Here is a 25,230-nt window from a genome sequence, read left to right on the forward strand (position 1 = left end):
TATCGTGCCCGTGGGGGAGCACCGGCACGAAGCGCGGGAGGGCACCGTGGAGATGACGGACATCACCGGCAGCGGCGGGAACGCGGGCGGTGGCACGGGCGGCGACGCCGGGATCCAGTGGCTGGCGGACTGGGACGCCTGGTACGTCAGCCTGACCTTCGCCCGGGGCATCGGCCCCGAGGAGCTGGCGTCACGGCTGGGCGCGCTGCCCGGCCTCCACCCGGGGCCGCTGGGCGCCATCGACGCGTGGAGCATGGTCACCGAGACCGTGGACGGCGACGGGGTGGCGCGGGTCGGCAGCTGGGGCGGCTGGTCCTTCGCCGTGGAGCACGGCATGCCGGCCGGGGCGCAGCGCCTCGCCGAGATCTCCCTCGGCGGCGTCGAGGCGGTTCACCTCGACCCGCAGCCGGACCATCCGCCCAAGCAGTTCGCGTACGCCCGCGACGGCGAGCTGGTCTGCTGCTTCGGGCTGGGGGAGGAGTTCTGGCGCGGCGGGCACCGGCCCGACTTCCTCCTGCCGGAGCTGGTCGCGGCCAAGATCCTCACCCCGGACGGCTGCTACGCCCGCCCCGAGGAGGAGCCGTCCGGGGAGCGCGACCGCCTCACCCTCTCCGTCCTGGAGCACCGGTTCGCCCTGTCCCTCCCGCGCCGCCTCGTCGAGGAGACCCCGCTCCCGGCCTTCGTGACCTGCACGCAGTAGGGCCCGGCTCCACGGCAGTTGTTGATCTTATGCTCAGGTTTACGCGCGTCCGCTGGTTTTGCGGCCGGTGAGGGACTTTGATGGGATTGCCAGGCCTCGTACCGGAGCAGGGGGACCACTCATGGGCACCGACCGCAGCCAGAAGGACAGTTCGGACAGCAGTACCGCAACCGCCGCCGCACCCACCCTCATCGGTTCCGTGCAGCGGGCGCTGCGCCTCGTGGAGGCGATGAACGCGGAGGGCGGTGCGACCGCCAAGCGGCTCGCGCGCGTCACCGGCATTCCGCTGCCCACCGTCTACCACCTGCTGCGCACCCTCAGCCACGAGGGCTACGTACGGCGCGAGGGCGGCACTTTCCGGCTCGCGGACGATCTGCCGCTGCCGCTCGCCTCGTGAATTGGGGGGCGGTGCGGCCCGTGTGGGGCGGGTGATTTACCGGCAATGATCAAATTCCGATGGGTTCCGGCCAAGCTGTCACGTGCTACCGCGCATGTTCCAGCGGAAAATGCCAGAACCCCCTTCCGCACTGTGGAAGTTGAGTAAGTTCCCTCCTGTCGCGCCGTACGACCGTGCACCACGTACGGTCCGGCCGGGAGGGGAGCCCGCGTGCCCGGGATCGACGAATGCCTGCTCGAAGCCATGGCCCTGCCTGGTGCGAGGGGGGCCGCGCTGGTCGACTGGAGCAGCGGACTGGCCCTCGGCACCGCAGGGGACTCACCGGTGGGGGACCACGAGACCACCGCCGCCGAGACCGCCGAGCTGGCGAGGGCGGCCGCCGAGTACGAGTCCTTCGCCCTGGCGGAACCCGGCGCGGGCGAGGCCGCCGGACCGCCCGTCGAGGACCTGATCGTCACCACCCGGACCGGCTACCACGTGCTCCGCTTCGTCGAGACCAGCTTCGACAGCAGCGTCTTCCTGCACCTGTGGCTCGACCGGGCCGAAGGCAACCTCGCCCTCGCCCGGCACAGACTCAGGGCCCTGGCCGAGGGGCTGGTGCTCAAGTGAACGCCACGGTTGCCGTCTCGCCCCTGCTCACCCGGCTCGCCGCGGAGCGCGCCACCGGCGCACTGCTGCGCGAGCGCGGCACCCTCTTCCTGGAGGACGGCCGCGTCGTCCACGCCGAGAGCCCGGCCACCCCCGGGCTCGACGTCCTGCTCACCACCGGCGGCGGCCTCACCCCCGAGCGCTGGACCGACGCCGTCAACCAGGCCGGCGCCCGCCGCCAGGTCGCCCGCTTCCTCGTCGACAGCGGCGGCATGGCCGGCGGAGAGCTGGAGATCTGCCACCTCGCCGCGATATTCGACGCCGCCTTCTTCGCCCTCTCCCCGGGCAGCGGCCCCTCCCGCTTCCGCCGCGGCGCCACGCACTGGATCGGCTCCGTCCGCTCCGTTCCGGCCGCCGCCGTCGAGCGGGAGACCCGGCGCCGCCGGGAGCTGCTCGACGCGGTCTGGCCCTACCCGCTGCTGGACACCTCCCCGGTCGTGCCCCGGGCCGCCGCCCCCGGCCAGACCGTCACCGCCCGGCAGCGGATCCTGCTGGACCGGGCGGACGGCGTACGGACACCGGCGGACCTGGCCTGGGTGCTGGGCCGGCCGGCCTTCCACACCCTGCTCGACGTACGGCGCCTGGCGGCGGCCGGACTGGTCGAGACCCCGTACGCGTCGGCGGCCCCGGCCGCCGCTCCCGAAACACCCCTGCCCGACTGGATGACGCAGGCGCAGTCCCCGGACGTGGCGTTGCTGCGCCGGTTACGCGACGCACTGGAGGCAAGCCTGTGAGGCTCCCGCTGCGACCGGCCCAGCGCGGCGACCGCTCCGAGCGGAGGCAGCCCGAAGGGAGGAAGGCCGACATGAGCACGGTGCCCGCCGAAGCGGAGGCCGAGATACTCGCCGAGCTGGCGCGGCTGCGGGCCCGCGTCCCCCAGCTCACCGGCGCCCTCGCCGCCAGCGCCGACGGCCTGGTCCTGGCCCACGACAGCGCCGCCACCGAAGCCGAGTCCGTCGCCGCGCTGACGGCGGCCGCCCTCGGGGTGGCCCAGCGGCTCAGCGACTGCACCGGCCAGGGCGCCTTCCGCGAGCTCCTCGTGCGCGGCGAGGACGGCTACGTCGCCACCTACGCGGCGGGCGAGGCCGCGGTCCTGACCCTGATCGCCGAGCCGCGCGTCAACGTCGGCCGGCTCCACCTCGAAGCCCGGCGCTCCAGCCTGCGCATAGCGGAGCTGATCGACCGCAGCCTCGGCCGACGGGGCCTCGGCACCATCACGTAGCCGGGCCGCGTACGTCCGCCGCGAACGTGGCGTCCGATACGTACGCCACGTACGCACCGACCGAAATCCACGACACCCGACACGACACCCGAACGAAAGAGGAGACACCCATGGCCACTGTGGAAGCCGCACTCAAGGAAGCCGCCACCACCATCGACGGCGTGCTCGGCGTCGCCCTGGTCGACTACGGCAGCGGCATGGCGCTGGGCACCGTCGGCGGCGGCAAGGACCTCGACCTCGCGGTCGCCGCCGCGGGCAACACCGACGTGGTGCGCTCCAAGGTGCGCACCATGGAGCTGCTCGGGCTGAAGGACGAGATCGAGGACATCCTCATCACCCTCGGAACGCAGTACCACCTGATCCGGCTCATGAGGGGCCGGGGCTCCTCGGGCCTCTTCCTCTACCTGGCGCTCGACAAGGGGCGCGCGAACCTCGCGATGGCCCGGCACCAGCTGAAGAAGATCGAGACGGAACTGGAAGTGTGACCCCCGATGACGGCGAGGTGGCGGACGGCTGAACTCATTGCCGTCCGCCCCGGCGGCTTCTTCCATATGTCCGATACGACCGGATTTTATCATCTCGTTACAGAGTAGGATGCTGTAATCAGCTGATCATCACAATGTAAATACGCTGGAGAATTCGCCACCCATGCCCCCGCGCCTGAGTATCGTCGTCCCCGTCTACAACGTCGAGCTCTATCTCGACGAATGCCTGGAGTCCATCGCAGCGCAGACATTCGACGACTTCGAAGTAGTGCTCGTCGACGACGGTTCCACCGACGGCAGCGCGGCATTGGCCCAGGCGTTCGTCGACCGCGACGACCGCTTCCGGCTGGTCCTCCAGAAGAACGCGGGCCTCGGGGCCGCCCGCAACGTCGGCGCCCGCCACATCACCCCGGGCACCGAGTACCTGGCCTTCGTCGACAGCGACGACACCATGCCCACGTACGCGTACCAGAAGCTGATCGACGCCCTCGACGAGACCGGCTCCGACTTCGCCGCCGGCAACGTCAAGCGCTTCCGCTCCGTCGGCATGTCGCAGTCCTGGGGCCACCGCGCCGCGTTCGCCACGACCAAGCTGAAGACCCACATCTCCAAGTTCCCGGCGCTGGTCACCGACCGCACCGCGTGGAACAAGGTCTACCGGCGCACCTTCTGGGACGAGCACGGCTTCCAGTACCCGGAGGGCATCCTCTACGAAGACGCCCCCGTCAGCATCCCCGCGCACTACTTCGCCTCCAGCGTCGACATCATCGCCGACTGCGTCTACCACTGGCGCGTGCGCGAGACCGGCGAGCGGTCCATCACCCAGCGCTCCACCGACCCCGTCTCCGTCATCGACCGGGTGGCCTCCGTACGCCTGGTCCGCGAGGCGCTGGCGGCCAAGCAGGGCGCCACGTACGAGCGCTACCTGCGCGACTACGACCGCAACGTGCTGAGCGAGGAACTCCCGCTCATCTACAAGTACGTCGCCGAGGCCGGCCCCGACTTCCGCGCGGCCTTCACCAAGGAGGTCGGCGGTCTCGTCCGCGAGATCGGCACCGCACCCTGGTCCGACCTCACCGTCGCCGACCGGCTCAAGGCCTACCTCGCGGGGGAGGGCCGGATCGAGGAGTTCATCGAGCTCCTCCGCCACCAGCGCGACTTCACCTACAGCGTGCCCGCCAAGGGACTGGCCCGCCCGCAGGCGGACTACCCCTTCCTCAAGGCGCCCGTACCCGCCAAGGTCCTCACCCTCGGACCGCGCGAGCGCCGCGTCGTCAGCCGCCTGGAGCAGGCCCTCTGGACCGACGGCAAGCTGCTGCTGCGCGGCTACGCGCTGCCCGGACACCTGGGCGCCGAGAGCCGCCTCGGCTCGCGCAAGGTGCTGATCTTCCGCGAGAGCGGCAAGCGCCGCCGCACCGTCGTCGGCACCCGCACGGTCGCCTCCCCGATGGCCACCGTCAACGCCCCGCACCTCGCCCTGCGCCACGCCGACTGGGCCGGCTTCACCGCCGTCGTCGACCCCACGGTCTTCCAGACCGGCGGCAAGTGGAACGAGGGCATATGGAGCACCTCCGTGGCCGTCACCGGCGCCGGCGGCCTGCACCGCGCCCGGCTCCGCGGCGGTGAGCACGACAGCGGGCAGAACCCGCCCGCGCACTGGGTCGCCCCGGACGTGCGCGTCGTGCCGAACACCAACGGCGCCCTGACCATCCAGGTCGAGATCGTCCGCGCCCGGGCCCTGGACGTCCGCCCGGCCGGCGACGACGCCGTCGAGCTGGCGGGCGAGCTCGCCGCCGAGATCGGCGCCGGCGCCACCCTGCGCGCGGAGCACGTCTCCACGGGAACCGTGCTCACCTTCCCGCTGGAGACCGCCGCCGCCTCCGGCGGCCGGATCCCCTTCACCGCGCGCGTCCCGCTGGCCGACCTGGCCGCCGTCCCGGACGCCCCGTGCGAGCCCGGCGAGTGGACCCCCGAGCCGTGGAGCCTGTCCGTGACCGGCGCCGACGGCACCGACCACCGCCTCGCGCACGACGAGCGCGCCGGGTTCGCCGGCCTGGTCGTCCCGCTGCCCGGCGACGCCGGCCGCACCCTGTTCGCCAAGCGCGGCAACACCGGACACCTCACCCTCTCCGCGCAGCCCTCCCCGCCGCTCGTCGACACCGTCGAGGTCGAGGACGGCACCCTGACGCTCCGGGGCCGGTTCGTCGCCCCCACCGACGAGCCGCACGAGCTGGTCCTGCACGACTCCTACGGAGCCGAGTACAGCTACCCGGTCACCCGCGACGGCGACCGCTTCGAGGCCACCTTCGAGCCCGTCCTCCCCGAGGAGTACGCCGGCCTCACCCCGCTGCCGATGGGCCGCTGGTGGCCCACGATGCGCCCGGTCTCCCAGGGCGGGGTCACGGCCGGCCTGCTCGGCGTCGACCGCGGCGCCCCGCTGCAGTTCGCCCCCACCGCCCTGCACTCCGGACCGCACGCCATCACGGCGCGGGGCCGCCGGATGCGGGTCGAGGCCCGCTTCTACGACCGCCTGGCACTGATCGCCGACCCGCTGATCAGCCCGCACGACCGCTCGCGCTACGCGCAGCGGGTCGCGCGCGACGTGACGTACCCGGCGCAGAGCGCCCTTCCGGTCAAGGACCTCGTGGTCTACGACTCCTTCCGCGGCCTCGGCGCCGGCGACTCGCCCCGCGCCATCCACGAGGAGCTGGTGCGCCGCGGCGAGAAGCTGGACCACGTCTGGCTGGTGCGCGACGGCCACACCGAGGTCCCGGCGACCGCCCGCGCGGTCCAGTACGACAGCCTCGAATCGTGGGACGTGCTCGCGCGGGCCCGCTACTACGTGGTCAACGACAGCGTTCCGCTCGCCTTCCGGCGCCGCCCCGGCCAGACGGTCGTGCAGACGTGGCACGGTACGCCGCTGAAGCAGATCGGCCACGACTTCATGCACGACTACTACACCAGCCCCGAGGTGCTGGAGGCGCTGGAGCACGACAGCGCCCAGTGGTCGCTGCTCGCCTCCCCGGGTTCGTACGCCACGCCGGTCCTCAAGCGGGCGCTCGGCTACGAGGGCGAGGTCATCGAGTCCGGCAGCCCGCGCACCGACGCGCTGCTGCGGCCCGACCCCGAGCGGATCGCGGAGATCCGCTCGCGCCTCGGCCTGCCGGAGGGCAAGAAGGTCGTCCTGTACATGCCCACCTGGCGGGAGAACCGCCTGGGCTGGTCGGTCACCTCCGGCTACCGGCTCGACCTGCGGATCGACCTCGACGCAGCCCGCCGCGAGCTCGGCGAGGACCACGTCCTGCTCGTCCGCGGCCACCACAAGGTCACCGAGCAGGTCCGCGACGGCGTCCGCGACGGCTTCGTCAAGGACGTGTCGCGCTGGCCCGACCCGACCGACCTGCTGCTCGTCGCCGACGTCCTGATCTCGGACTACTCCTCCGCGATCTTCGACTTCGTGCACACCGACCGGCCGATCCTGCTCTTCACGTACGACCTCGAGCACTACCGGGACACGCTGCGCGGATTCACCTTCGACCTGGAGAAGAAGGCCCCGGGCCCGCTGCTCGCGGACTCGGCGAGCCTGATCGAGGCCGTGCGGAACGCGGACGCGCTGGGCGAGGAGTACGCGCGGGCGCGGACGCAGTTCCGCGAGGAGTTCTGCGACCTGGACGACGGCCACGCCGCCGAGCGCATCGTCGACCGCATGCTCGGGGCGTAGCCCACAGGAGTGCGATCCGCGACGGACGCGGACAGGTCCCGGCCCCGCCGATGAGTTTCGGGGCCGGGACCGGTCTGTATGTACGGGACGGTGTCCCGCACGTACGTACGCACGCACTCCGGAGGCAGTCATGGCGAACAACGGTTTCACCACGTGTCTGTGGTTCGACGGTCAGGCGGAGGCCGCCGCCGACTACTACCTGTCGGTCTTCAAGGACGGCAAGGTGGGCCGCGTCGGCCGCTACACCGAGGCGGGCCCCGGCCCGGAGGGCGAGGTGCTGGTCGTCGAGTTCGAGGTCAACGGACAGAAGTTCGTCGGCCTCAACGGCGGCCCGCAGTTCCCCTTCACCGAGGCCGTCTCCTTCCAGATCCACTGCGCCGACGAGGCGGAGGCGGACTACTACTACGCCGCGCTGACGGGTGACGGCGGCCAGGAATCCGCCTGCGGCTGGGTCAAGGACAAGTTCGGGCTGTCCTGGCAGGTCATCCCGCCGGGCGCCATCGACCTGATCAGCGACCCGGACGCCAAGCGCGCCGCCCGGGCCACCGCCGCCATGCTGCGGATGAAGAAGCTGGACGTGGCGGAGATGAGGCGCGCGGCGGACGCGGGATAGCGGGCCGGCGGACCCCGCCGACCCCGCTTTCCCCGCCGACCCGGCCGACCGAGCCGACCTCTGTCAGGACGCGCCGATCCGGGCCAGGAGCGCCGGCAGGGCCGTGCCGATCGGCTCGCGGATCACCTCGTCCGCGAGGGGGTCGTACGGGGTCTCCTGCGCGTTCACGATGATCAGACGGGCCCCGGCCTCCGCCGCCATCCCGGCCAGCGAGGCCGCGGGCTGCACCTGGAGCGTGGACCCGACGGCCACGAAGACCTGGCACCCCTTGGCGACGGCGACGGCCCGTGCCAGCACCTCGGGGTCCAGCCCCTGGCCGAACATCACGGTCGCCGCCTTGAGGATCCCGCCGCACGCGAGGCAGGCGGGATCCGGCTCGCCGGCGGCGACCCGGGCCAGCGCCCCGTCCATCTCCGACCGGGCCCGGCAGGCCGTACAGACCACGGCCCGCGCCGTTCCGTGCAGCTCGAACACCTTGCGCGCGGGCATCCCCGCGAGCTGGTGCAGCCCGTCCACGTTCTGCGTGAGCACCCGGACCGGGGTCCCGCCGCGCTCCAGCGCGGCCACGGCGAGGTGCGCGGCGTTCGGCCGCGCCCCCAGGGCCCCGATCTCGGCCCGCATCAGCCAGGACCGGCGCCGGATCTCGGGATCGGACATGTAGTACTCGTAGGTCACGAGCTTCTCGGCGTCCGGCTCCCGCCGCCACAGCCCCTGCGGCCCCCGATAGTCGGGGATCCCCGAATCGGTGGACATCCCGGCCCCACTGAACACTGCGACGAGCGGCTTTCCCATGCGCCGACCTTAAGGACCGGGCCCGCTCCGCCGCGATCGAATTGATCCGTGCCGACGGCGCCTCTGGTACAACACCGGACATGACGGGACCGACTGCATTCGAGATCAACGGCGCGAGCGCCGCCGACATGGCGATGATCCGGGACTGGGCCGACGAGGAGGGCTGGAACCCGGGGGACTCCGACCGGTTCGCGTTCGCCGTCGCCGATCCGGACGGCTTCCTCGTCGGCCGGCTCGGCGGGGAGCCCGTGGCCTGCGTGTCGGCCGTGCGCTACGGCGCGGGCTTCGGCTTCCTCGGCTTCTACATCGCGCGCCCGGCCGTGCGCGGCCGGGGCTACGGCATCCGGATGTGGCAGGCCGCCATGGAGCGGCTCGACGGGCGGCTCGTCGGGCTGGACGGGGTGGTAGAACAGCAGGACAACTACCGCAAGTCCGGTTTCCGGGCCGCCTGGAACAACGTCCGCCACGAGGGGGTGCCGCACGCCGCGGCCCCGGGCTCGCAGGACGGGCCGGAGCCCGGCGTGGAGATCGTGGACGCGGCCGGCCTGCCCTTCGGGCAACTCGCCGCCTACGACCGGCGGTTCTTCCCCGCTCCGCGCGATGCCTTCCTCGCCGCCTGGGTCGGGCTGCCGGGCCGCACCGCCCTCGCCGCCGTCCGGGACGGCCGGATCGAGGGGCTCGGCGTCGTCCGGCCCTGCAGCGGCGCCTCGCGCGTCGGCCCGCTCTACGCCGCCACCCCGGCCGTCGCCGCGTCCCTGCTGCTCGGGCTCGCGGAGCACTCCCCGGACGGCGCGGTCGCCGTCGACGTGCCGGACGCCCACCCGCGCGCCGCCGCCCTGCTGGCCGGCATGGGCCTGTCCCCGACCTTCGAGACCGCCCGGATGTACACGGGTCGGGAGCCGGACGTGGACCTGGCCGGCCTGTACGGAGTCACCAGCCTGGAGCTGGGCTGACCGGAACGGCCGGGCCGACCGGGCTCCACCCGGGCTGACCGGGCCGCCGCGCGACCGGCCCGGCGCCGGGGAGGGCGCCGGGCCGGTGTTCCGGGGGGCGGACCGGGACCCGGTACGGACGGCGGTCGCACGACGCCGCCGGGCGGGGGCCGGTCCTTCGGGGCGGGCCCGCTCAGTGGCCGAACAGCACGCCGACGCTGTTGCGCAGCCCGCAGTGGTTGGCGTACGTGTACGAGTAGCTCAGGCGCCGGCCCTGCCACACCCCGTCGGCCGTCACGGTGACCGGGTCCCACTCCCGGGTACACGCCGCGTCCGAGCGGGGCTCGGCCAGCGCGTCCAACTCGGTCCCGTTGGCCCGTAATTCGGCGCAGGCCGCCGCCGGAGCCGGGTGCGTTCCGCCGGGCCGGGGGGCGCAGACGAGGGTGACCGCGCGCAGCACCGTACCGCTCGCGGCGTCGTCCCCGTCCGTGACGCTCAGCACGAGCGCGGACGGTGCGTACAGGCCTTCCGTGCCGGCCGGTGCGGCATCGGCCCGGCCGGCCGCGCCGGACACGGCCAGCACGCTGAGGGCGGCCAGCCCCGCGGCGGCCAGCGAAAGACCTGCGGGACCCCTGGTGATGGATCGCATGGCGAACACTCCTCGCGTCGTTGCGTCGGATAACGGACGCGAGTCTTGCCCATGCCGAACCGGAACGCCCGTTCGCACCTCTACTTCTCGTCACCGAACGCACACGCATGACCGCAGACCGCAGCGGTGCCCGGCGGCTGACCTGTGGGGGAGCACTCCGCGGAATCGGCTGAACACACCCGGTTTCAGCTCGCCGCAGCGCGCGGGGCGAACTGGTCGAGGAGGCGGGTGCGGGTCTGGTGCAGCCGCAGCGCGAGCACCCGGCCGACCCAGTGTCCGACGGCGGACCCGAAGGCCGGGTCGGCGTCCATGAGCATCCGCACGGTCGTGGCGTCGAACTCGTAGGCGCGGACCGGGGTCATCGCCTCGGCGCCCAGCTGCCACACGTACGGCGGGAACAGCCATGACCAGCCGACCAGCTCGCCGGGGCCCAGGCTCTCTATGGGCGCGGGGCGGCGGCCGGGCATCGGGACCTCAAGGATCACCGTGCCGGAGCGCACGATCCAGAAGGATTCCGCCCGGTTGCCCTCGTCGAAGATCCGCGCACCCTCGCGGAAATTGACCTCACGGGCGTGGGACATCAGGCGCCCACGATGGTCGGTGGACAGGACGGCAGCGATCCGGATGGGGGAAGGTGTGCTCACGACGGCCTCCGATCGGGACCCCCCACACCCCAGTGTCGCCGACACCCGAACCTTTCCGGGTCACGGTGTGGGAAGGATCGGCCGATTCCGGGCGGAACAAACCCCTCCGGCCGGTACGGGGCGGTACTGGCGGAGGTCGGGGCGCCCCGGACCGGTGTGCGTCAGTCCTCCGCGTTGGCCTCCAGGCAGGCCAGCTCCATCGCGTCGAGCACCGCCTCGTGGCTGCGCCGGCTCAGCTCGGAGACGTTCTCGATCTGCGCCGTCGCCCAGGACGCCAGGGTCATCACGAGCACGCGCAGTCCGTCGGTGCCGAACTCGGCGAGGATCGCGTCGGCGGTGAGCATCGCCTCCTCGGGGACCCGCTCGGGCGGCTCGAGGCCGGTGAGGCCGCGCAGCAGGGTCAAGGTGCGGCGGGATATCTCCGGCGTCATCCCCGCCAGCCGCAGGTCTTCTTCGTCGTCCATCGCGCCCCCACCCTCCGGTCCGTGCCCGTGCCCGCACGCCGTCTCCGTGCCCGCTCCCACAGGCACCGTAGAGGCGCGCGGCCCCGGGCGGGGCGGCAATCGGCAGAACCGGCGCGATCCGGCGGGGCGGGCCACGCGTCCCGCACCCCGGGGCGCGCCCCCGCGCCCCCGCCTCCGCTTCCGGTGCAGTTTCGCATCCGATACGCCAAGTGTGATGAACGGATCGGCGATTCCCCTTAGGGTGCGCCCGTAGTCACGGCCGCGGACGGCTGTACGCCTGTTCTCGGCCACACCGCGATCCGTGCGCGGCCCCGCGCAGTACGAGCGCGGTGGGCGCGCACCGAACTGGGGGGTTCATGCGCAGATCAAGAGGGCTGGTGGCGGCCGCTCTCGCCCTGTCCCTGGCCGGCACCGGCGCCGCCGTCGGCCTCGGCCTCACCGGGGAGGCCGCCGCCGTCACCCCGCCGGTGGCCTTCACCGCGGACGCGCTGCCCACGTGGCAGGCCAACGGGGTCGTGTGGGCCCTCGCGGAGGCGGGCGGCCAGGTCTTCGTCGGCGGCACCTTCTCCGCCCTCCGCCCGCCGGAAGGCGGAGGCGGCAGCGAACGGCCGGCGGTGAACTTCGCGGCGCTCGACGCCGCGACCGGCGCCCCGGGCTCCTGCGAACTGTCCTTCACCGTGGGCACCGGCACGGCGACCGTCCGCGCGCTGGTCCTCTCCCCGGACAAGAAGACCCTTTACGCGGGCGGCTACTTCGGGGCCGTCAACGGAACCCCCGTCTCCAGCCTCGCCGCCGTCGACGTGGACACCTGCACGGTCAAGACCGGCTTCCGTCCGGCCTTCGCCGCCACCGTACGGGCCCTCGCGGTCACCGGGGACACCGTCTACGCCGGCGGCGACTTCCTCACCGTCTCCGGCCGGCAGCGCGAGCGCTTCGCCGCCGTGGACGCGACCGACGGCACGCTGAGGCCCTTCACCGCCAACGCCGACGAGCCGGGCCGCGCCGTAGAGGTCACCCCGGACGGCGCGCACGTCCTGCTCGGCGGGGACTTCTTCACCGTGGGCGGGGTCAACACCCACGCCCTGGCCGTCGTCGACGCGACGAGCGGCGCCCTGACCAAGGCCTACCCGGGATTCATCGAGACCAACTCGGTGGTCAAGGACATCGCCACCGACGCGACCGGCTTCTACACCGCGAACGAGGGCACGGGCGGCGGCGTCTTCGACGGCCGGATCGCCCTCGACCTCGCAGGCTTCGGCCAGCGCTGGCGCGACACCTGCCTCGGCGCGACGCAGGCCGTCCTCCCGTACCAGAACGTGCTCTACAGCGCCTCGCACGCGCACGACTGCTCCAGCGTCGGCGAGTTCCCCGACGGGCAGCGCCACCACCTGCTGGCCCAGCCGACCACGAGCGTCGGCAAACTGGGCTGGGCTCCCGACACCAACGACGGGATCGCGGAGAGCATCGGCCCGCGCGTGATGGCGGTCGGCGCCAAGGCGGGCGTCCAATACCTCTGGGTCGGCGGGGAGTTCACCACCGTCAACGGAGCGGCGCAGCAGAGCCTGACGCGCTTCGCCTCCAGCGGGGACACCGGCGCGCCCACCGTCCCGCTCGCGAGCGCCGTGAGCTTCGCGCCCGGTCAGGTCCAGGTGCGCTGGCGCACCAGCCTCGACCTGGACGACGGCACGCTCACCTACAAGGTCTACCGGGGCGGCTCGGCCACGCCGATCGCCACGGTCGCCGCCGACTCGCTGTTCTTCCGCCGGCCGCAGGCCTCGTGGACCGACACCACGGTCACCGCGGGCCAGAGCTACACCTACCGCGTGACGGCGACCGACGCGGCCGGCAACACCAGCCCGCTCTCCGCCACGGCGAGCGTGACGGCGGCGGGCTCCGTCGACGCCTACCCGAACGCGGTCCGCTCGGACGGCGCCCAGCTGTTCTGGCGCTACGACGAGTCGGCCACGCCCTTCGTCACGGACTCCTCCGACGGCAACCAGAGCGGCGTCCACCTCGGCGCCCCGGCCCTGCGCCGGACGCCCGGCGCGGTCTCGGGCGCGAGCACGGCCATCGGCTTCAACGGCACGGACACCCAGGTGTACGGGGACCGCCGCCAGAGCGTCGGCAACACCTACAGCATCGAGACCTGGTTCAAGACGGACACGAACCGGGGCGGCAAGCTCGTCGGGTTCGGCAGCAACCAGTCGCGCACCAGCAACCAGTACGACAAGCACGTCTACATGACCAACGACGGGCGGCTGGTCTACGGCGTCTACACGGGAGCCACCCGCACGATCACGACCGCCGCCGCGTACAACGACGACCAGTGGCACCACGTCGTCGCGACCCAGGGCGCCGGCGGCATGGCCCTGTACGTCGACGGCGTCCAGAAGGGCACGCTCAACGTCACCACGAACGAGAACTTCACCGGCTACTGGCACGCCGGCGGCGACAACCTGAACGGCTGGCCCGACCGCCCGACGAGCGACTACTGGGCGGGCGAGCTCGACGAGACCGCCGTCTACCCGAACGTCCTGAGCGCGGCCCAGGTGCAGAGCCACCACACCCTGGCCTCCGCCCCGGCCGACTCGGTCGTCGAGGTCGCGGCCGCGGAGGACACGTACGCCAACGCGGGCGCCCCGGGCACCAACTACGGCGCCTCCGGCTCGCTCGCGGTGCGCGGAAGCTCCTTCTACGCGAGCTACCTGCGCTTCAACCTGCCCGCCGCACCCGCGGGCACGGTCCTGAAGTCGGCCGCGCTGGGCGTCAAGACCAGCACCATGAGCGGCGCCGGTACGGCGGACACCGTCTCGGTGCTCCCGATCACCGGCTCGTGGACCGAGGCGGGGACCACGTACGCCAACCGGCCCGCGCTCGGCGGCCCGGCGCTCGGTTCCTTCGCGGGCATCCCGGACGGCTCGGCGGTCCACACCACCGGACTGGACACGGCCGCCGTCGCCGGGGCGCTCGGCGGGGCCTACGGCCTGGCGCTGAGCAGCACCGGCACGGACGCCCTGTGGCTGTGGTCCTCCGAGGCCCAGGCCAACGAGGGGACGCCGCGGCTGACCCTCACCTTCGGCGCGCCGTAGCCGGGGGCGGGTCCTACGCCCGGCCGCCGTGGTGCACGTGCGCCAGGACCTGCCGGAGCAGGGCGGCGACGTGCGCGTCGTGGAGCTCGTAGACCACGCTGCGCCCGTCGCGCCGACCGGACCTGCGGGCCGTCATCGGCCGCGGGGTCGTCGCCGAGTTCGAGGGGGACACGGTCCACATCGGCAGCCTCGCCTACGCCGACGGCCTCGCGGGACCGCCCGTCCCGCCCGCGCTGCGCGACCGTACGGAGGAACTCGCGCGCACCGGCCGCACCACCGTGCTGGTCCGCCGGGGCGAACGCCGGCTCGGCACCCTGGGCCTGATGGACGCGCCGCGCCCCGAAGCCGCCGGAACCGTGGCGGCCCTGCGCGCACTCGGGGTGGAGCGCACCGTGATGCTGTCCGGCGACGGCCAGCGGGTGGCCGACGCGGTGGGCCGCGCGATCGGCATGGACGAGGTCCGGGGCGGCCTGCTGCCCGAGGACAAGGTCGCCGAGGTGGCCCGGCTGCGCCGCACGGCCCGTACCGCGATGATCGGCGACGGCGTGAACGACGCACCCGCCATGGCCGGCGCCACCGTCGGCGTGGCGGGCCTCGGGATCGGCCCGGCGGTCCTGGTCCACGAGGGCTCCACCCTCGTGGTCGTCTCCGACGCGCTGCGCCTGCTGCGCCACCGGGACTGACGGGCGCGGTCCGGCGGTCTAGCGGGGCAGGTCGTAGGTGAAGGCGTAGTCCACCGAGGTCTCGCCGTGGCGGTGGACGAAGGAGCCGGAGCCGGTGAGCCCGGCCAGGTCGGCCGTCGCCGATCCGGGAACCACCTCGAACGCGCAGCGGGTGGTCCCGGTGGCGTCGAAGGTGCCCCGCTCCTCCAGGACGAAGCTGCCCTTGCGGCCGCCGACGGTACCGGTGACCAGCTCCATGCCGGCGAAGGCGCCCGTGTTCTCCCCGGTATAGGCGATCGTGTACGCGCACGCCGTCTCCGGGGCGGTGACGACGCCCGTGAAGGCGTTCGTGACCACCGCGCGGGCCAGCCGGGGGAAGGGGGCGTCGGCGGTGCCGACCGGGTGCTCCTCCCAGTTCTTGAACGTGAAGCCGCCGGCGGGGGTGGTGGAGGCGGGTGTGGGTGTGGACATGGGAGCTCCTGGTTCGGGGTGGTCGGTGCGGGCAGGTGCGGGCCGGTGCGGTCGGTCGGCCCGTCCGCGCCCGGCGGCCCGCCGGTACCTCGACAGCCTGGCCGGTGTACCTGACATCTCCTGTCAGGTATGCCTGACAATGGCGGCATGCGCGCAGACCGGCTCCTCTCCCTCCTCCTGCTGCTCCAGAACCGCGGCCGGATGACCGCCCCCGAACTCGCCGCCGAGCTGGAGGTCTCCGTCCGGACCGTCTACCGCGACATCGAGCACCTCGGGGCCTCGGGAGTGCCCGTCCGGGCGGACCGCGGGCCGGCGGGCGGATTCCGCCTCATGGACGGCTACCGCACCCGACTCACCGGCATGACGGACGCGCAGGCGGGCTCCCTGTTCCTGGCCGGCGCCCCCGGTCCGGCCCGGGACCTCGGGCTCGGCGCCGACCTCGCCGCCGCCCAGCTGAAGCTCCAGGCCGCCCTCCCCGCCGAACTCGCGGGCCGGGCCCGGCAGATCCAGCAGCGCTTCCACCTCGACGCCCCCGCGTGGTTCCGCGACGCCGACCCGGTGCCGCACCTCGGGGCGATCGCCCGGGCGGTGTGGGACCAGCGGATCCTGCGCGCGCACTACCGCCGCTGGGACGGCGAGGTCCAGCGCGACCTGTGGCCGCTCGGCCTCGTCCTCAAGGGTGGCATCTGGTACCTCGTGGCACGGGCCGCCTCCGGTGCCGAGGTCGCCGCCGAGGGTCCCGCCGCCGAGGGTGCCCGGAGTGCCGTGCGGACCTACCGGGTGGGGCGGTTCCTCGCCGTCGACACCCTGCCGGGGCAGTTCGAGCGGCCCGCCGGCTTCGAACTCGCCGCGTACTGGGAGGAGTCCGCCCGCCGGATGGAGGCGGCCGCGCTCCGCCAGACCGCCCTCGTCCGGCTCTCCCCGCGCGCCCGCCGCCTGCTGCCGATGTGGTTCGGCGCGGCCGGTGTCCGCGCCCTCGCCGCCGCCGGACCGCCCGACGCGGACGGCTGGGTACGGGCCGAACTCGACGTCGAGTCCGAGTCCATCGCCGTCGGCGACCTGCTCCGCCTCGGTGCGGAGGCCGAGGTGCTCGCCCCGCCGGAACTGCGCCGGGCCCTCGCGCGGTCGGTCGCCGAACTCGCCGAACGCTACGGCGGGGAGGCCGCCGGCGATCGGGTCGCGCCGGCCCCGGCCGCGCGGTGATGATCCACGGCCTGACGGTGCGGAAGGGAGTACCGCGCCCGGGGCCTTGAGCCCCGACAGCCGGACCGCCCTCGACGGGCGTGTCGTTGGTGCGGTCGATTCCGCCATAGTGCGGACGCCGCGCACTAAGTGACGCTATGTTGCACACGCGTAGGTGCTCCCAGCGACGAAAGGTCCACTGCCATGCCTCGCCTCAACCTCGTCCAACTGACCCTGATCGCCGCCCAGAACATCCAGACCGCCGACGACGTCCGTCGTGACCCGGCCGTCATCAAGGCGGCCAAGCAGTTCGCGGAGGACAGCCTCCAGACCTTCCGCTCCGGCAGTGCGCTGGCACGTGAGGCCCGGTCCTCCTGGCGTCGCCACAGCCCGCTGACCAAGGGGACCGGAACCGGTGAGTGATTTCAGCGCGGAGGCGATGGGCCTGGTGATCCGCGAACACCGCCAGGCCCAGGGACCCTTGATGACCCAGGAGGAGTTGGCCGAGCGGGCCGACTACGGGAAGGGCGGCGCGGTCTCGATCTCCCGGATCGAGCGCGGGCTCGTGAGCCCCGGGGAGCACCGGCTGGCCGCCCTCGCCCTCGCCCTCCAACTGACACCCGCGCAACTCAAGCAGGAGGCGGAGGACCGGACCAGGTCCCTCACCCGCGAGCGGGGCCAGCGGCCGGTGAAGTTGCGCGACCAGGTCGCGGACACGAAGAGACGTCATGCCGAGATCAACGAGAAGGCGGCCCAGCGGTCGAAGATCACCCAAGAACACGGGGAAGCCTTCAACCGCGTCCATGACGTCGTCCGCGACGAGTTCTTCATGAGGTTCGTGGAGCTGGCCAAGGGCATCAGCGGGGCGCCCGAGCCGGAGGGGCCGGGTGAGGAGGAGGCGGAGAGCGCGGAGGAGACCCCTACGGCGATACGCGTCGAGGCCATGTCCGCCGGGATCGCCAACGCGATCCGCGGTGCCGCCGCCGGAGGTGCGGCCGGGGCGGCGGCCGGCGGAGCCGCGGCCTACGGTGCTTTCACCGCGGCCGCGCTGTTCGGGAGCGCCTCCACGGGAGCGGCCATCTCGTCCCTGGCGGGCGTCGCCGCGACCAACGCGACGCTGGCCCTCCTCGGAGGAGGCACGCTGGCCGCGGGCGGTGCGGGCATGGCGGGGGGAATCCTCCTGCTCACCGGCATGGTCGCCGCCCCGGCGGCGGCGCTGGCGGCCGCCGGCTTCTACGTCTTGAGGAAGCGCCGGACCAAGAAGGAGGAGGAACGCCTCCGAGCCGAGGTCGAGGCCGCGGAGGCGGCTCTGGACCAGTCGCAGAAGGGCTTCGACACGATGGTCGACGTACTGTCGCGCGCCACGGACATCATGGAGTACGTCGAAGTCCACGGCACCCACGCCCTCGAGAAATGGAGGGCGAGTCTGCCGCCGGAGCCCCGGGACTGGGAATCGCTCGGGCGCGAGGGGCGGGAACGGTACAAGGAGTTCCTCACCGTGGGGGGATGCTTCCTCGCCGCGAGCATCATCAACGTCCCTGCCCTCCTCACGGCAGGGCCCGATGAGGTGCGCGAGATGGACAAGGCCATCGACGAGACGTTGCGGTACGCGGACAAGACCATCAGGTCGATCGTCTGAGTCCCGAAGCCGTTGCCGCGCCCGGCACGCCCCGGGCCCGGGTCCGGCACGGCGTCCCTGCCGGGCGAGCCGGTCAGTCCTTGAAGTAGTCGGTGAGGACGCAGCCCTTCACCAGGGCCGGTTCCTTGCGGTAGCCGCTCGGAGGGCTGAAGTCGGCGTGGCAGTTGAGGACCATCAGGCCGGTGTGCGGAGCGACCATGGCGATCATGACGTCCGCGTCTTCGGACCCGGTGGCGAAGTCCTGGCCGATGACGGGTCCGGTGTCGCGGTTTCCGCTCCCCTTCTCCTTGTCGACCTCCGCCTTGTAGGCGGTCTGGAAGGCCTTGGCATCCTTGATCATGAAGATGCTGGTCCTGCCCCGGCTGTCGCAGTAGCCGCGCTCGGTGACGGAGTAGGACTTGTCGTACTCGGCGTCGGGGTCCGCCTTGGAGCCGTTGTAGCTGTCGAGCAGGGGTCTGACCTGTTTGCAGTCGGTGTACATGCCGACGATGCGGGCGGCGCCGGCCATGTTGCCGGCCTTGGGCAGGCCCTTGAAGCCGGTCCCCTTCGAAGAGGCGGATCCGTTGGACCCGTTGGGTGCGCCGATGCCGCCGAGACTCGGGTTGCCGGTGCCGCCTCCGTCGTCGCAAGCGGTGAGCGTGAGCAGAGCAGCGACGGCTGCCGACGATGCCAGCAGTGATTTCATGCGCATGTGACCGTGTCTCCGTAAATGACCTTGAACGGCGGCGACTCTAGAGCGACCGCCATGTTCACGGCAAATCAGGCGTCCAACTCGTAGGACGTGGGCCGCCGTTCACGGAAGTTCAGGTTGCGCGTACCTTGGCCGCCGCGCCGGGGCGGGCAACGCCCTCCACCTCGACGCAGATGCCGAAGACGCGGTCGCGGCTCGTCCAGCCGTTGACGTGGCCCCGGTTGTTGCCGATCTGGACCCGGTGGCGCGGGGCGTCCACCGCCGTCACCAGGTGGAGGTACACCGTGCCGGACACCCGGGCCAGGACGATGTCACCGGGCTCCACCAGGGCGGGTTCGGCCGGGGCGACGCGGACCCGCTGGCGGCTGCGGACGAGCGGGACCATCGAGGTGCCCGTGGGCCGGAACTCCACCGTCGCGCCGGCGCGGACGCGGTCCGCCTGTACGTCGAGCATTCCCATCGGGCGAGTGTGCCTCGGTACCGCCGTGCAGGGGTACCGGTTTTCGGCCGCCGGGTCAGGGGGTCGGTCAGGGGGCCGGGTCAGGGGGTCGGCGCTTCCACCTCCAGGAACCGGCGGCGGCGCGGACCCCGGTACAACAGGCAGACCCAGCCGAGCGGTTCGAGCGCCGCCGCACAGGCGGTCAGGCGTTCCTGTTCCTCCTCGGCGGCGCCGCTGCCCGGCGGGCCGAGCCAGGTGACCTCCACCCGGCCGGCTCCGGAGGCGGCCGGGCCCACCCGGTAGCCGGTCCGCGTGCGCGGGGCCGACTGGTCCTGCGCGGCCAGAGGATCCTGCGCGGCCAGAGGGTCCTGCGGGTCCTGTGCCGACGGGGGGATGCCGGCCGCCTCCAGTGCGAGGGCCACCGCGCGCGGCATCAGGCGCAGCTCCCAGGGCGCGGGAACCCCGGCCCCCGCCGGTCCGTTGACCAGGCGGCGGATCTGCACCATGCCCTCGTAGGCGGTACGGAGCTCCGCCGCCCGTCCCGCCGCGGGTGGCGCCGGGCCGTCCCCGCTCGCCGGCTCGAACCCCTGCCCGGGTGTCGTCACTGGCCGCCGCCCTTCATCCGTCCGACTCCGCGTCTGAGTACCTCACACCCAACGGCCTGAGTATCCGCCCCGATTCCCCGGACGGCCCCCGCTGATCGAATGGGGGCATGACCGGTATGACGGCCTGGCGGGGGTACTGGGTTCCGGGGCGGGTGCCCCGGGCTCCCGGCCGGAAGTACCGTCCGGCCGGGAGGTGTGCAGTCAGATGAGCAGGCTTCCCTGCAGTTCCGCGCGCAGGTCCGGGGTGAGGACACTGCCGGCGCGGTCCACGAGGAGGGCCATCTCGTAGCCCACGAGGCCGATGTCGCACTCGGGGTGGGCGAGCACGGCCAGCGAGGATCCGTCGGAGACGGACATGAGGAAGAGGAAGCCGCGGTCCATCTCGACCACGGTCTGATTTACGGCGCCGCCCTCGAAGATGCGGGAGGCTCCCGCGGTCAGCGAGGTCAGGCCGGAGGCGACGGCCGCCAGCTGGTCGGCGCGGTCACGGGGAAAACCCTCGGACATCGCCAGCAGGAGGCCGTCGGCGGAGACCACCACCGTGTGGGACACCCCGGGGGTGTTGTCCACGAAGTTGGTGATCAACCAGTTCAGGTTCTGTGCCGCCTGGCTCATCGAACTCAACTATCGCTCCTGCTGGTAAGTGGGGTCGATGTGGTGGCTGCCGGTGGCCGGGCCGTTGTTGCCGGCCTGGCGCCCCTGCTGGATACCGCGTCGCAGGTTGGTCAGGCGGCCGCGGACGTCGTCCGGTGCGCGCGAGACCTGCGGACCGGCCTGTGCCTCGGCCTGCTGCTGCGCGGTGCCGGCCACGAGGTTCGCCCGCGGTACCCGGCGGGGCAGCCCCGAGGTGGTGATGCCGCCCGCGGCGGGCTGGCGCACGCGCTCGGCCTGCCGCATCAGCTCGTCGTTCGGCGAGGAGCGCCAGCTCACGGTCGGCATCGCGCCGGTCTGAGCCTGCGCCGGCTCGGCCGGCTCGACAGGCGCCTGCTCCAGGCCGCGCTGCGGCAGCGAAGGCTGCTGCGGGCGCTGGGGGGAGGCCACGGCCGGAGCCGCGGGAGCGGGCTGCTGAGGTACCGCCGGCGCCTGCGCGGGGGGCTGGTTGCCCTCCTGGCGGAACCAGTTCGACTCCAGCGTGTCGAAGATCGGGCTGCGGCCGCCGGCGCTCGGTCCGGCCGGGGGCAGCGCCTCCGGCTGGCGGGGCGCCTGCGGAAGCCGCGGAGCCTCCGGGCGCGCGGGCGGTACGGGGGCGTACTCGCCCTGGGGCTGCGGGACCTGGCCCGGCTGGCCGTAGCCGCCGACACCGGGACCGCCGGGCCGCTGGCCCTGGAAGTCCGGGCGGGGGAACTGGCCGGTGGAGGCGGGGTCCGCGAAGTCCGGGCGGGGGAACTGGCCCGTACCGCTGTTGTCGGTGTAGTCGGCCCGTACGCCGCCGCCCTGGGGGGCCGGGGCGTTGAAGTCGGGACGCGGGAACTCGGAGGTCGAACCGGGGCCCGACAGCTCGTCGTGGCCGCGCGGCACGTCGTGCCCGCGCTGGGCCGAGCCCCAGCTGGTGGCCTGCGGGACCGCGGCGGGGCCGGTGCCCGCACCCGGGAGTTCCGGACGGGGAGCGCCACCGCGCGGCGGCAGCTGCGGCCGGGGACCGCGCGCGGCCGGAGCCGCGGGAGCGCCGGTCTGCTGCTGCGCCTGCTGCGCCTGCTGCGCTTGCTGGGGCTGCATCGGCATCTGCTGCGGCTGCTGCTGGGGCGGCTGCGGACGTTCGAAGCCGTTGCCCTGCGGGAAGCCGCCGGGGCCGGAAGCCGCGGGGCCACCGACCGGGCGGGCCTGCGGACCGCCGAAGCCACCGGGAGCGCCGGGACCGGGACCGGAGACCGGACCGCGGCCCGGCAGCGGGGCGCCGGAGCCGAAGGCGCTCTGCGTCTGCCCGCCGGGAGCACCCTGCTGCTGCGGGGGACGGCCGGCCTGCGGACCCTGCGGACCGCCCTGCTGGCCGGGACCCTGGGGACGCTGCCCGCCGGGGGCTCCGTTCTGGCCGGGCAGGGCCGCGCGCTGGGCGCCGCCGGCGACCTGGCCGCGCTGCGCGCCGGCGCCCACGGGGGGCCGTGCACCGGGACCGGGGAGCGAGCCCTGCGGCTGCGCGCCGGGAAGGCCCTGACCGGGACCGCCCTGGGCGCCGGCGCCGCCGGGACCGCCCTGGCCGGGCATCGGAGCCGGCTTCTTGCCGCCCTGGGCGACGTCCACCGGGAGCATGACGAGGGCCGTCGTACCGCCCGAGTCGGAGGGGCGCAGCTGGATGCGGATGCCGTGTCGCAGGGACAGGCGGCCGACCACGAACAGGCCCATGCGGCGGGAGACGGAGACGTCCACGGTCGGCGGCGACGCGAGCCGCTCGTTGATCGCGGCGAGGTCCTCGGGGGAGAGGCCGATGCCGGTGTCGTGGATCTCGACGAGCACGCGGCCGTCGGGCAGCGCGTGACCGGTGACCTTGACCTTGGTCTGCGGGGAGGAGAACGAGGTCGCGTTCTCCAGCAGCTCGGCGAGCAGGTGCACGAGGTCGTTGACGACGCGGCCGGCGACCTCGGTGCCGGGCACCGAGGAGAGTTCGATGCGCTCGTACTGCTCCACCTCGGACGCCGCGGCGCGGAGCACGTCGACGAGCGGGACGGGGCGGGTCCACCGGCGGCCCGGCTCCTCGCCCGCGAGGACGAGGAGGTTTTCGCCGTTACGGCGCATGCGGGTCGCGAGGTGGTCGAGCTTGAAGAGCGAGGAGAGCTGGTCCGGGTCGGCCTCGCGGGACTCCAGCTCGGAGATGAGCGAGAGCTGGCGCTGGATGAGGCCCTGCGAGCGGCGCGAGAGGTTGGTGAACATCGCGTTGACGTTGCCTCGCAGGAGGGCCTGCTCGGCGGCGAGGCGGACGGCCTCGCGGTGCACGTCGTCGAAGGCCGCGGCCACCTGGCCGATCTCGTCGCGGGTGTGCAGGCCGACGGACTCCACCGTGGTGTCCACGTCCTGCGGGTCGGACTCGGACAGCTGCTTGACGAGCTCGGGCAGCCGGTCCTGGGCGACGCGGGTCGCGGTGTCCTGCAGGCGGCGCAGCGAGCGGATCATCGAGCGGGCCATGACGAAGGCGCCGACGAGGGAGACGCCGAGGACGAGGAGGATCAGGACACCGTTGATGATGGCGTCGCGCTGGGACTCGTTCTTGAGCTCGCGGGCCTTCTGCTCCATGTCCTCGAGCAGGGTGAGCTCGATGACCTTCATGGCCTGGAGCTTGGTGTCGTCCGCGTCGTACCAGTCCATCCAGGACCGGTTCTTCTCCTTGGCGAACTGGTCCTTGGCGTTCAGGACGCGGCGGGCGTAGTGGTCGGCGGTGCCGATCTCCTGGTTGCCGTCGCCGAGCACCGAGAGGAGTTCCTCGGGCTTGCCCTGGTAGACGAGCTCGAAGGTCTTCTTCGACTGCTCCTCGCCGTGCAGCGCGGAGAGGGCGTACAGCCGGTCGTTCTCGCTGAGGTTTCCGCCCTTGGCGGGGTCCTCGGGGAGCGCGGCCGCGATGATCGCGCGCTGGATGGAGGCGTACTCCTTGGCGGAGGAGAACGCCGCCAGCGCGCGGGTGCGCTTGATCATCTCGGGGTTCGAGGTGGCCTGGGCCATGTCCTGCGAGAGCGAGAGCAGCGAGACGATCAGCGAGTTGTACTCGGTGACGGTCTGCTGGGCGCTGTTCAGGTACGCCTTGTCGCGGATGAGCTGGAGGTTGGCGAGCTGGCGGCCGATCTGCAGGATGTTGTTGCGGATCGACTTGAGCGTCTCGTCCTTGTCCTCCGCGTTGTCGACCTTGTCGGTCGCGGCGGCGAAGGCCTTGGCGGCGGAGTCGGTCTGGTCGCGGACGCCCAGGACGAGGCTGTTGGGCTTGCCCGCGGCGCCGGGGACGGACAGCGGGCCGGCGGAGTTGTCACGCTCGGCCTGCAGCATGGCGGCCAGGTTGGTGGCCTGCCGGGTCATGGTCGTCAGCAGCTGCATGTGCTCGAGCTGCTCGATGTCGGTGAGCGAGTCGTTGATGCGGAAGCCACCGAGCGTGGTGGCGGCGACGACCGGCAGGGTCAGCAGCGACACGAGTCGCGTGCTGATGCGCCAGTTCTGCATGGCGAGACGGGAACCGGACCCACGGGGGGCCTGGGGTATCGCCGTGTCGCGCTCGGCCGACTCGTCGTTGTCCCGGGGCGCGCCCTTGGGCTTGGCGCGTCCCTTCGCCTTCACCGCGGCGGAGGCATCGGGGCCCCCGCCTTCGACAGCCGGCCCGCGGTTTTGGGCGTGCTGGGGCGAGGAGCCACGGTCGGTCCCGCCGCGCGGCTCCTGCTCCGCCGCAGCGCTGCCATCCCTCTTGAATCGTCCCTGCACTAGCGTCGCAACCTCTGGACCAGGCGTCCCGCCGGGCGACCGGTGGGACGGTGTCGAGTCGTGGGGCAATGCGCCCCATGGTGGTCGTCGGTGACCGGCGCGTCTCCCTCTCCGTTGCCGCCGCGCTCGGCGCTGTCTCGCGCCACCTGCGCGCCGGCTGATTCCCGCGGCGGTCCCGCGAATTCCAGCACAGAGGCGGATCTCCAACAAGGTGCGAGTGTCGGCCCGGTGAGTCGGTCACGGCTTGTGACGCACGCACTACTGGGCGTGGGGGCGAATTCATCTGGAATCGGACTTACGCCGCCCAAACTCCACGCCTGTCAAGGTGCCCAAGTCGCGATGATCGGGAGCGGAATGGCTCATTCAGTGGCGCAATGTCCGTTTTTCCGCGTGTAATTGACTGCCCGATATGCCCCTAATAACCGGTCACGGGTGAGCAAACTCACACAGCCGTGGCCATTACTTCCCGGTTCGGCGGGGGATCCAGATGTTTAGCCTTGAGCTTTACAGGGTTGACGCGTGCGACAAGCGGCATCCCGGAGGCATCACCGGCGGCAGCCGCCGCCACATCCGACCGAGCGAGCCGAGGGCCCCAGACTCCGATGAAGACGACGATGATGTTCCGCAACATAGCCAACCCGCGCCGCACCACCCTCGCGCACCTCAAGGACGCCGAGGAGCTGCAGGCCGTACCGGTCCCGGAGCACACCGTCGAGCTGCCGGCCCAGACCGCGAACCCGCTCCGCACCATCCTGATGGACGCGCCGGTCGCCGCCGCCGCGCAGTAGCGGGG

25 protein-coding genes and 1 pseudogene are annotated in these 25,230 nt (G+C 72.9%); 15 read left to right on the plus strand and 11 right to left on the minus strand.

Translation table 11 applies throughout. The features are described 5' to 3' along the window. Positions 1-10 precede the first annotated feature (10 nt). The 8 genes and pseudogenes from DRB89_RS23050 (at position 11) to DRB89_RS23085 (ending at position 7,786) form a co-directional block, all read left to right on the plus strand. The gene (locus DRB89_RS23050) at positions 11-700 is read left to right on the plus strand and encodes a hypothetical protein (protein WP_239516295.1); all 690 of its coding nucleotides are present in this window, start codon (positions 11-13) and stop codon (positions 698-700) included. A 121-nt stretch (positions 701-821) separates the two neighbouring features. Continuing rightward, positions 822-1,064: pseudogene (locus DRB89_RS23055) on the plus strand (helix-turn-helix domain-containing protein); the annotation flags it as partial. Between the two features lie 243 nt (positions 1,065-1,307). Beyond that, a complete protein-coding gene (locus DRB89_RS23060; RefSeq protein WP_112450200.1) occupies positions 1,308-1,706 on the plus strand; it encodes a hypothetical protein in 399 nt (132 codons plus the stop codon). Beyond that, on the plus strand, positions 1,703-2,479 hold the full coding sequence (locus DRB89_RS23065; RefSeq protein ID WP_112450199.1) for a transcriptional regulator: 777 nt from the start codon (positions 1,703-1,705) through the stop codon (positions 2,477-2,479). The genes DRB89_RS23060 and DRB89_RS23065 overlap by 4 nt, the downstream gene beginning before the upstream one ends. A 71-nt stretch (positions 2,480-2,550) precedes the next feature. After that, positions 2,551-2,967: a roadblock/LC7 domain-containing protein gene (locus tag DRB89_RS23070; protein ID WP_112450198.1), complete on the plus strand. Its 417-nt coding sequence runs from the start codon at positions 2,551-2,553 to the stop codon at positions 2,965-2,967. Positions 2,968-3,077: 110 nt separating this feature from the next. Continuing rightward, positions 3,078-3,452 carry a hypothetical protein gene (locus DRB89_RS23075; protein WP_112450197.1) on the plus strand — a complete coding sequence of 125 codons (375 nt, stop codon included), beginning with the start codon at positions 3,078-3,080 and terminating at the stop codon, positions 3,450-3,452. A 163-nt stretch (positions 3,453-3,615) separates the two neighbouring features. After that, entirely contained in the window at positions 3,616-7,173 is a 3,558-nt protein-coding gene (locus DRB89_RS46030) for a bifunctional glycosyltransferase family 2 protein/CDP-glycerol:glycerophosphate glycerophosphotransferase (RefSeq protein WP_112450196.1), read from the plus strand. Between the two features lie 130 nt (positions 7,174-7,303). Then, positions 7,304-7,786, plus strand: a complete 483-nt coding sequence (locus DRB89_RS23085; protein WP_112463402.1) for a VOC family protein — start codon at positions 7,304-7,306, stop codon at positions 7,784-7,786. A 63-nt stretch (positions 7,787-7,849) separates the two neighbouring features. On the opposite strand, the gene DRB89_RS23090 is transcribed toward DRB89_RS23085, so the two are convergent. Next, complete coding sequence (locus DRB89_RS23090; RefSeq protein ID WP_112450194.1) at positions 7,850-8,578, minus strand: Sir2 family NAD-dependent protein deacetylase; 729 nt, start codon at positions 8,576-8,578, stop codon at positions 7,850-7,852. 80 nt (positions 8,579-8,658) lie between these two features. Here DRB89_RS23090 and DRB89_RS23095 point away from each other — a divergent pair, with 80 nt between their 5' ends. Next, positions 8,659-9,531, plus strand: a complete 873-nt coding sequence (locus DRB89_RS23095; protein WP_112450193.1) for a GNAT family N-acetyltransferase — start codon at positions 8,659-8,661, stop codon at positions 9,529-9,531. Positions 9,532-9,703: 172 nt separating this feature from the next. On the opposite strand, the gene DRB89_RS23100 is transcribed toward DRB89_RS23095, so the two are convergent. The 3 genes from DRB89_RS23100 to DRB89_RS23110 form a co-directional block, all read right to left on the minus strand. Continuing rightward, positions 9,704-10,159, minus strand: coding sequence for a subtilase-type protease inhibitor (locus tag DRB89_RS23100; RefSeq protein WP_112450192.1), 456 nt, complete (start codon positions 10,157-10,159; stop codon positions 9,704-9,706). A gap of 185 nt (positions 10,160-10,344) precedes the next feature. Next, entirely contained in the window at positions 10,345-10,803 is a 459-nt protein-coding gene (locus DRB89_RS23105) for a cyclic nucleotide-binding domain-containing protein (RefSeq protein ID WP_204357801.1), read from the minus strand. 161 nt (positions 10,804-10,964) lie between these two features. Further along, complete coding sequence (locus tag DRB89_RS23110; protein WP_112450190.1) at positions 10,965-11,267, minus strand: hypothetical protein; 303 nt, start codon at positions 11,265-11,267, stop codon at positions 10,965-10,967. A 356-nt stretch (positions 11,268-11,623) separates the two neighbouring features. Here DRB89_RS23110 and DRB89_RS23115 point away from each other — a divergent pair, with 356 nt between their 5' ends. Next, a complete protein-coding gene (locus DRB89_RS23115; RefSeq protein WP_112450189.1) occupies positions 11,624-14,356 on the plus strand; it encodes a DNRLRE domain-containing protein in 2,733 nt (910 codons plus the stop codon). 13 nt (positions 14,357-14,369) lie between these two features. Here DRB89_RS23115 and DRB89_RS23120 read toward each other — a convergent pair whose 3' ends face one another. Continuing rightward, the gene (locus DRB89_RS23120; protein ID WP_204357800.1) at positions 14,370-14,528 is read right to left on the minus strand and encodes a hypothetical protein; all 159 of its coding nucleotides are present in this window, start codon (positions 14,526-14,528) and stop codon (positions 14,370-14,372) included. Between the two features lie 7 nt (positions 14,529-14,535). Between DRB89_RS23120 and DRB89_RS23125 the strand changes: the two genes are divergently transcribed. Beyond that, positions 14,536-15,039, plus strand: coding sequence for an HAD-IC family P-type ATPase (locus tag DRB89_RS23125; RefSeq protein ID WP_239516837.1), 504 nt, complete (start codon positions 14,536-14,538; stop codon positions 15,037-15,039). An 18-nt stretch (positions 15,040-15,057) separates the two neighbouring features. On the opposite strand, the gene DRB89_RS23130 is transcribed toward DRB89_RS23125, so the two are convergent. Further along, complete coding sequence (locus tag DRB89_RS23130) at positions 15,058-15,489, minus strand: DUF3224 domain-containing protein (RefSeq protein ID WP_112450188.1); 432 nt, start codon at positions 15,487-15,489, stop codon at positions 15,058-15,060. A 147-nt stretch (positions 15,490-15,636) separates the two neighbouring features. Between DRB89_RS23130 and DRB89_RS23135 the strand changes: the two genes are divergently transcribed. The 3 genes from DRB89_RS23135 to DRB89_RS23145 all read left to right on the plus strand — a co-directional run bounded on the left by DRB89_RS23135 (position 15,637) and on the right by DRB89_RS23145 (position 18,310). Next, the gene (locus tag DRB89_RS23135; protein ID WP_112450187.1) at positions 15,637-16,692 is read left to right on the plus strand and encodes a WYL domain-containing protein; all 1,056 of its coding nucleotides are present in this window, start codon (positions 15,637-15,639) and stop codon (positions 16,690-16,692) included. A gap of 183 nt (positions 16,693-16,875) precedes the next feature. Further along, positions 16,876-17,094, plus strand: a complete 219-nt coding sequence (locus DRB89_RS23140) for a hypothetical protein (protein ID WP_112450186.1) — start codon at positions 16,876-16,878, stop codon at positions 17,092-17,094. Further along, a complete protein-coding gene (locus DRB89_RS23145; protein WP_204357799.1) occupies positions 17,087-18,310 on the plus strand; it encodes a helix-turn-helix transcriptional regulator in 1,224 nt (407 codons plus the stop codon). Before DRB89_RS23140 ends, DRB89_RS23145 begins: the two co-directional genes overlap by 8 nt. Positions 18,311-18,383: 73 nt before the next feature. Here the strand turns inward: DRB89_RS23145 and DRB89_RS23150 are convergent, their stop codons facing one another. From DRB89_RS23150 to DRB89_RS23170, 5 genes are all read right to left on the minus strand, one after another. After that, complete coding sequence (locus tag DRB89_RS23150; protein ID WP_112450185.1) at positions 18,384-19,001, minus strand: hypothetical protein; 618 nt, start codon at positions 18,999-19,001, stop codon at positions 18,384-18,386. 112 nt (positions 19,002-19,113) lie between these two features. After that, positions 19,114-19,461, minus strand: a complete 348-nt coding sequence (locus DRB89_RS23155) for a S26 family signal peptidase (protein WP_112450184.1) — start codon at positions 19,459-19,461, stop codon at positions 19,114-19,116. 80 nt (positions 19,462-19,541) lie between these two features. Next, positions 19,542-20,045 carry a hypothetical protein gene (locus DRB89_RS23160; protein ID WP_112450183.1) on the minus strand — a complete coding sequence of 168 codons (504 nt, stop codon included), beginning with the start codon at positions 20,043-20,045 and terminating at the stop codon, positions 19,542-19,544. 201 nt (positions 20,046-20,246) lie between these two features. Continuing rightward, complete coding sequence (locus tag DRB89_RS23165; RefSeq protein WP_008739864.1) at positions 20,247-20,660, minus strand: roadblock/LC7 domain-containing protein; 414 nt, start codon at positions 20,658-20,660, stop codon at positions 20,247-20,249. Positions 20,661-20,669: 9 nt separating this feature from the next. Then, on the minus strand, positions 20,670-24,437 hold the full coding sequence (locus tag DRB89_RS23170; RefSeq protein WP_112450203.1) for a nitrate- and nitrite sensing domain-containing protein: 3,768 nt from the start codon (positions 24,435-24,437) through the stop codon (positions 20,670-20,672). A gap of 602 nt (positions 24,438-25,039) precedes the next feature. Here DRB89_RS23170 and DRB89_RS23175 point away from each other — a divergent pair. Beyond that, complete coding sequence (locus DRB89_RS23175; RefSeq protein WP_112450204.1) at positions 25,040-25,225, plus strand: hypothetical protein; 186 nt, start codon at positions 25,040-25,042, stop codon at positions 25,223-25,225. Positions 25,226-25,230 lie beyond the last annotated feature (5 nt).

The sequence above is a fragment of the Streptomyces sp. ICC4 genome (assembly GCF_003287915.1).
GTDB classification, from domain to species: domain Bacteria; phylum Actinomycetota; class Actinomycetes; order Streptomycetales; family Streptomycetaceae; genus Streptomyces; species Streptomyces tritrimontium.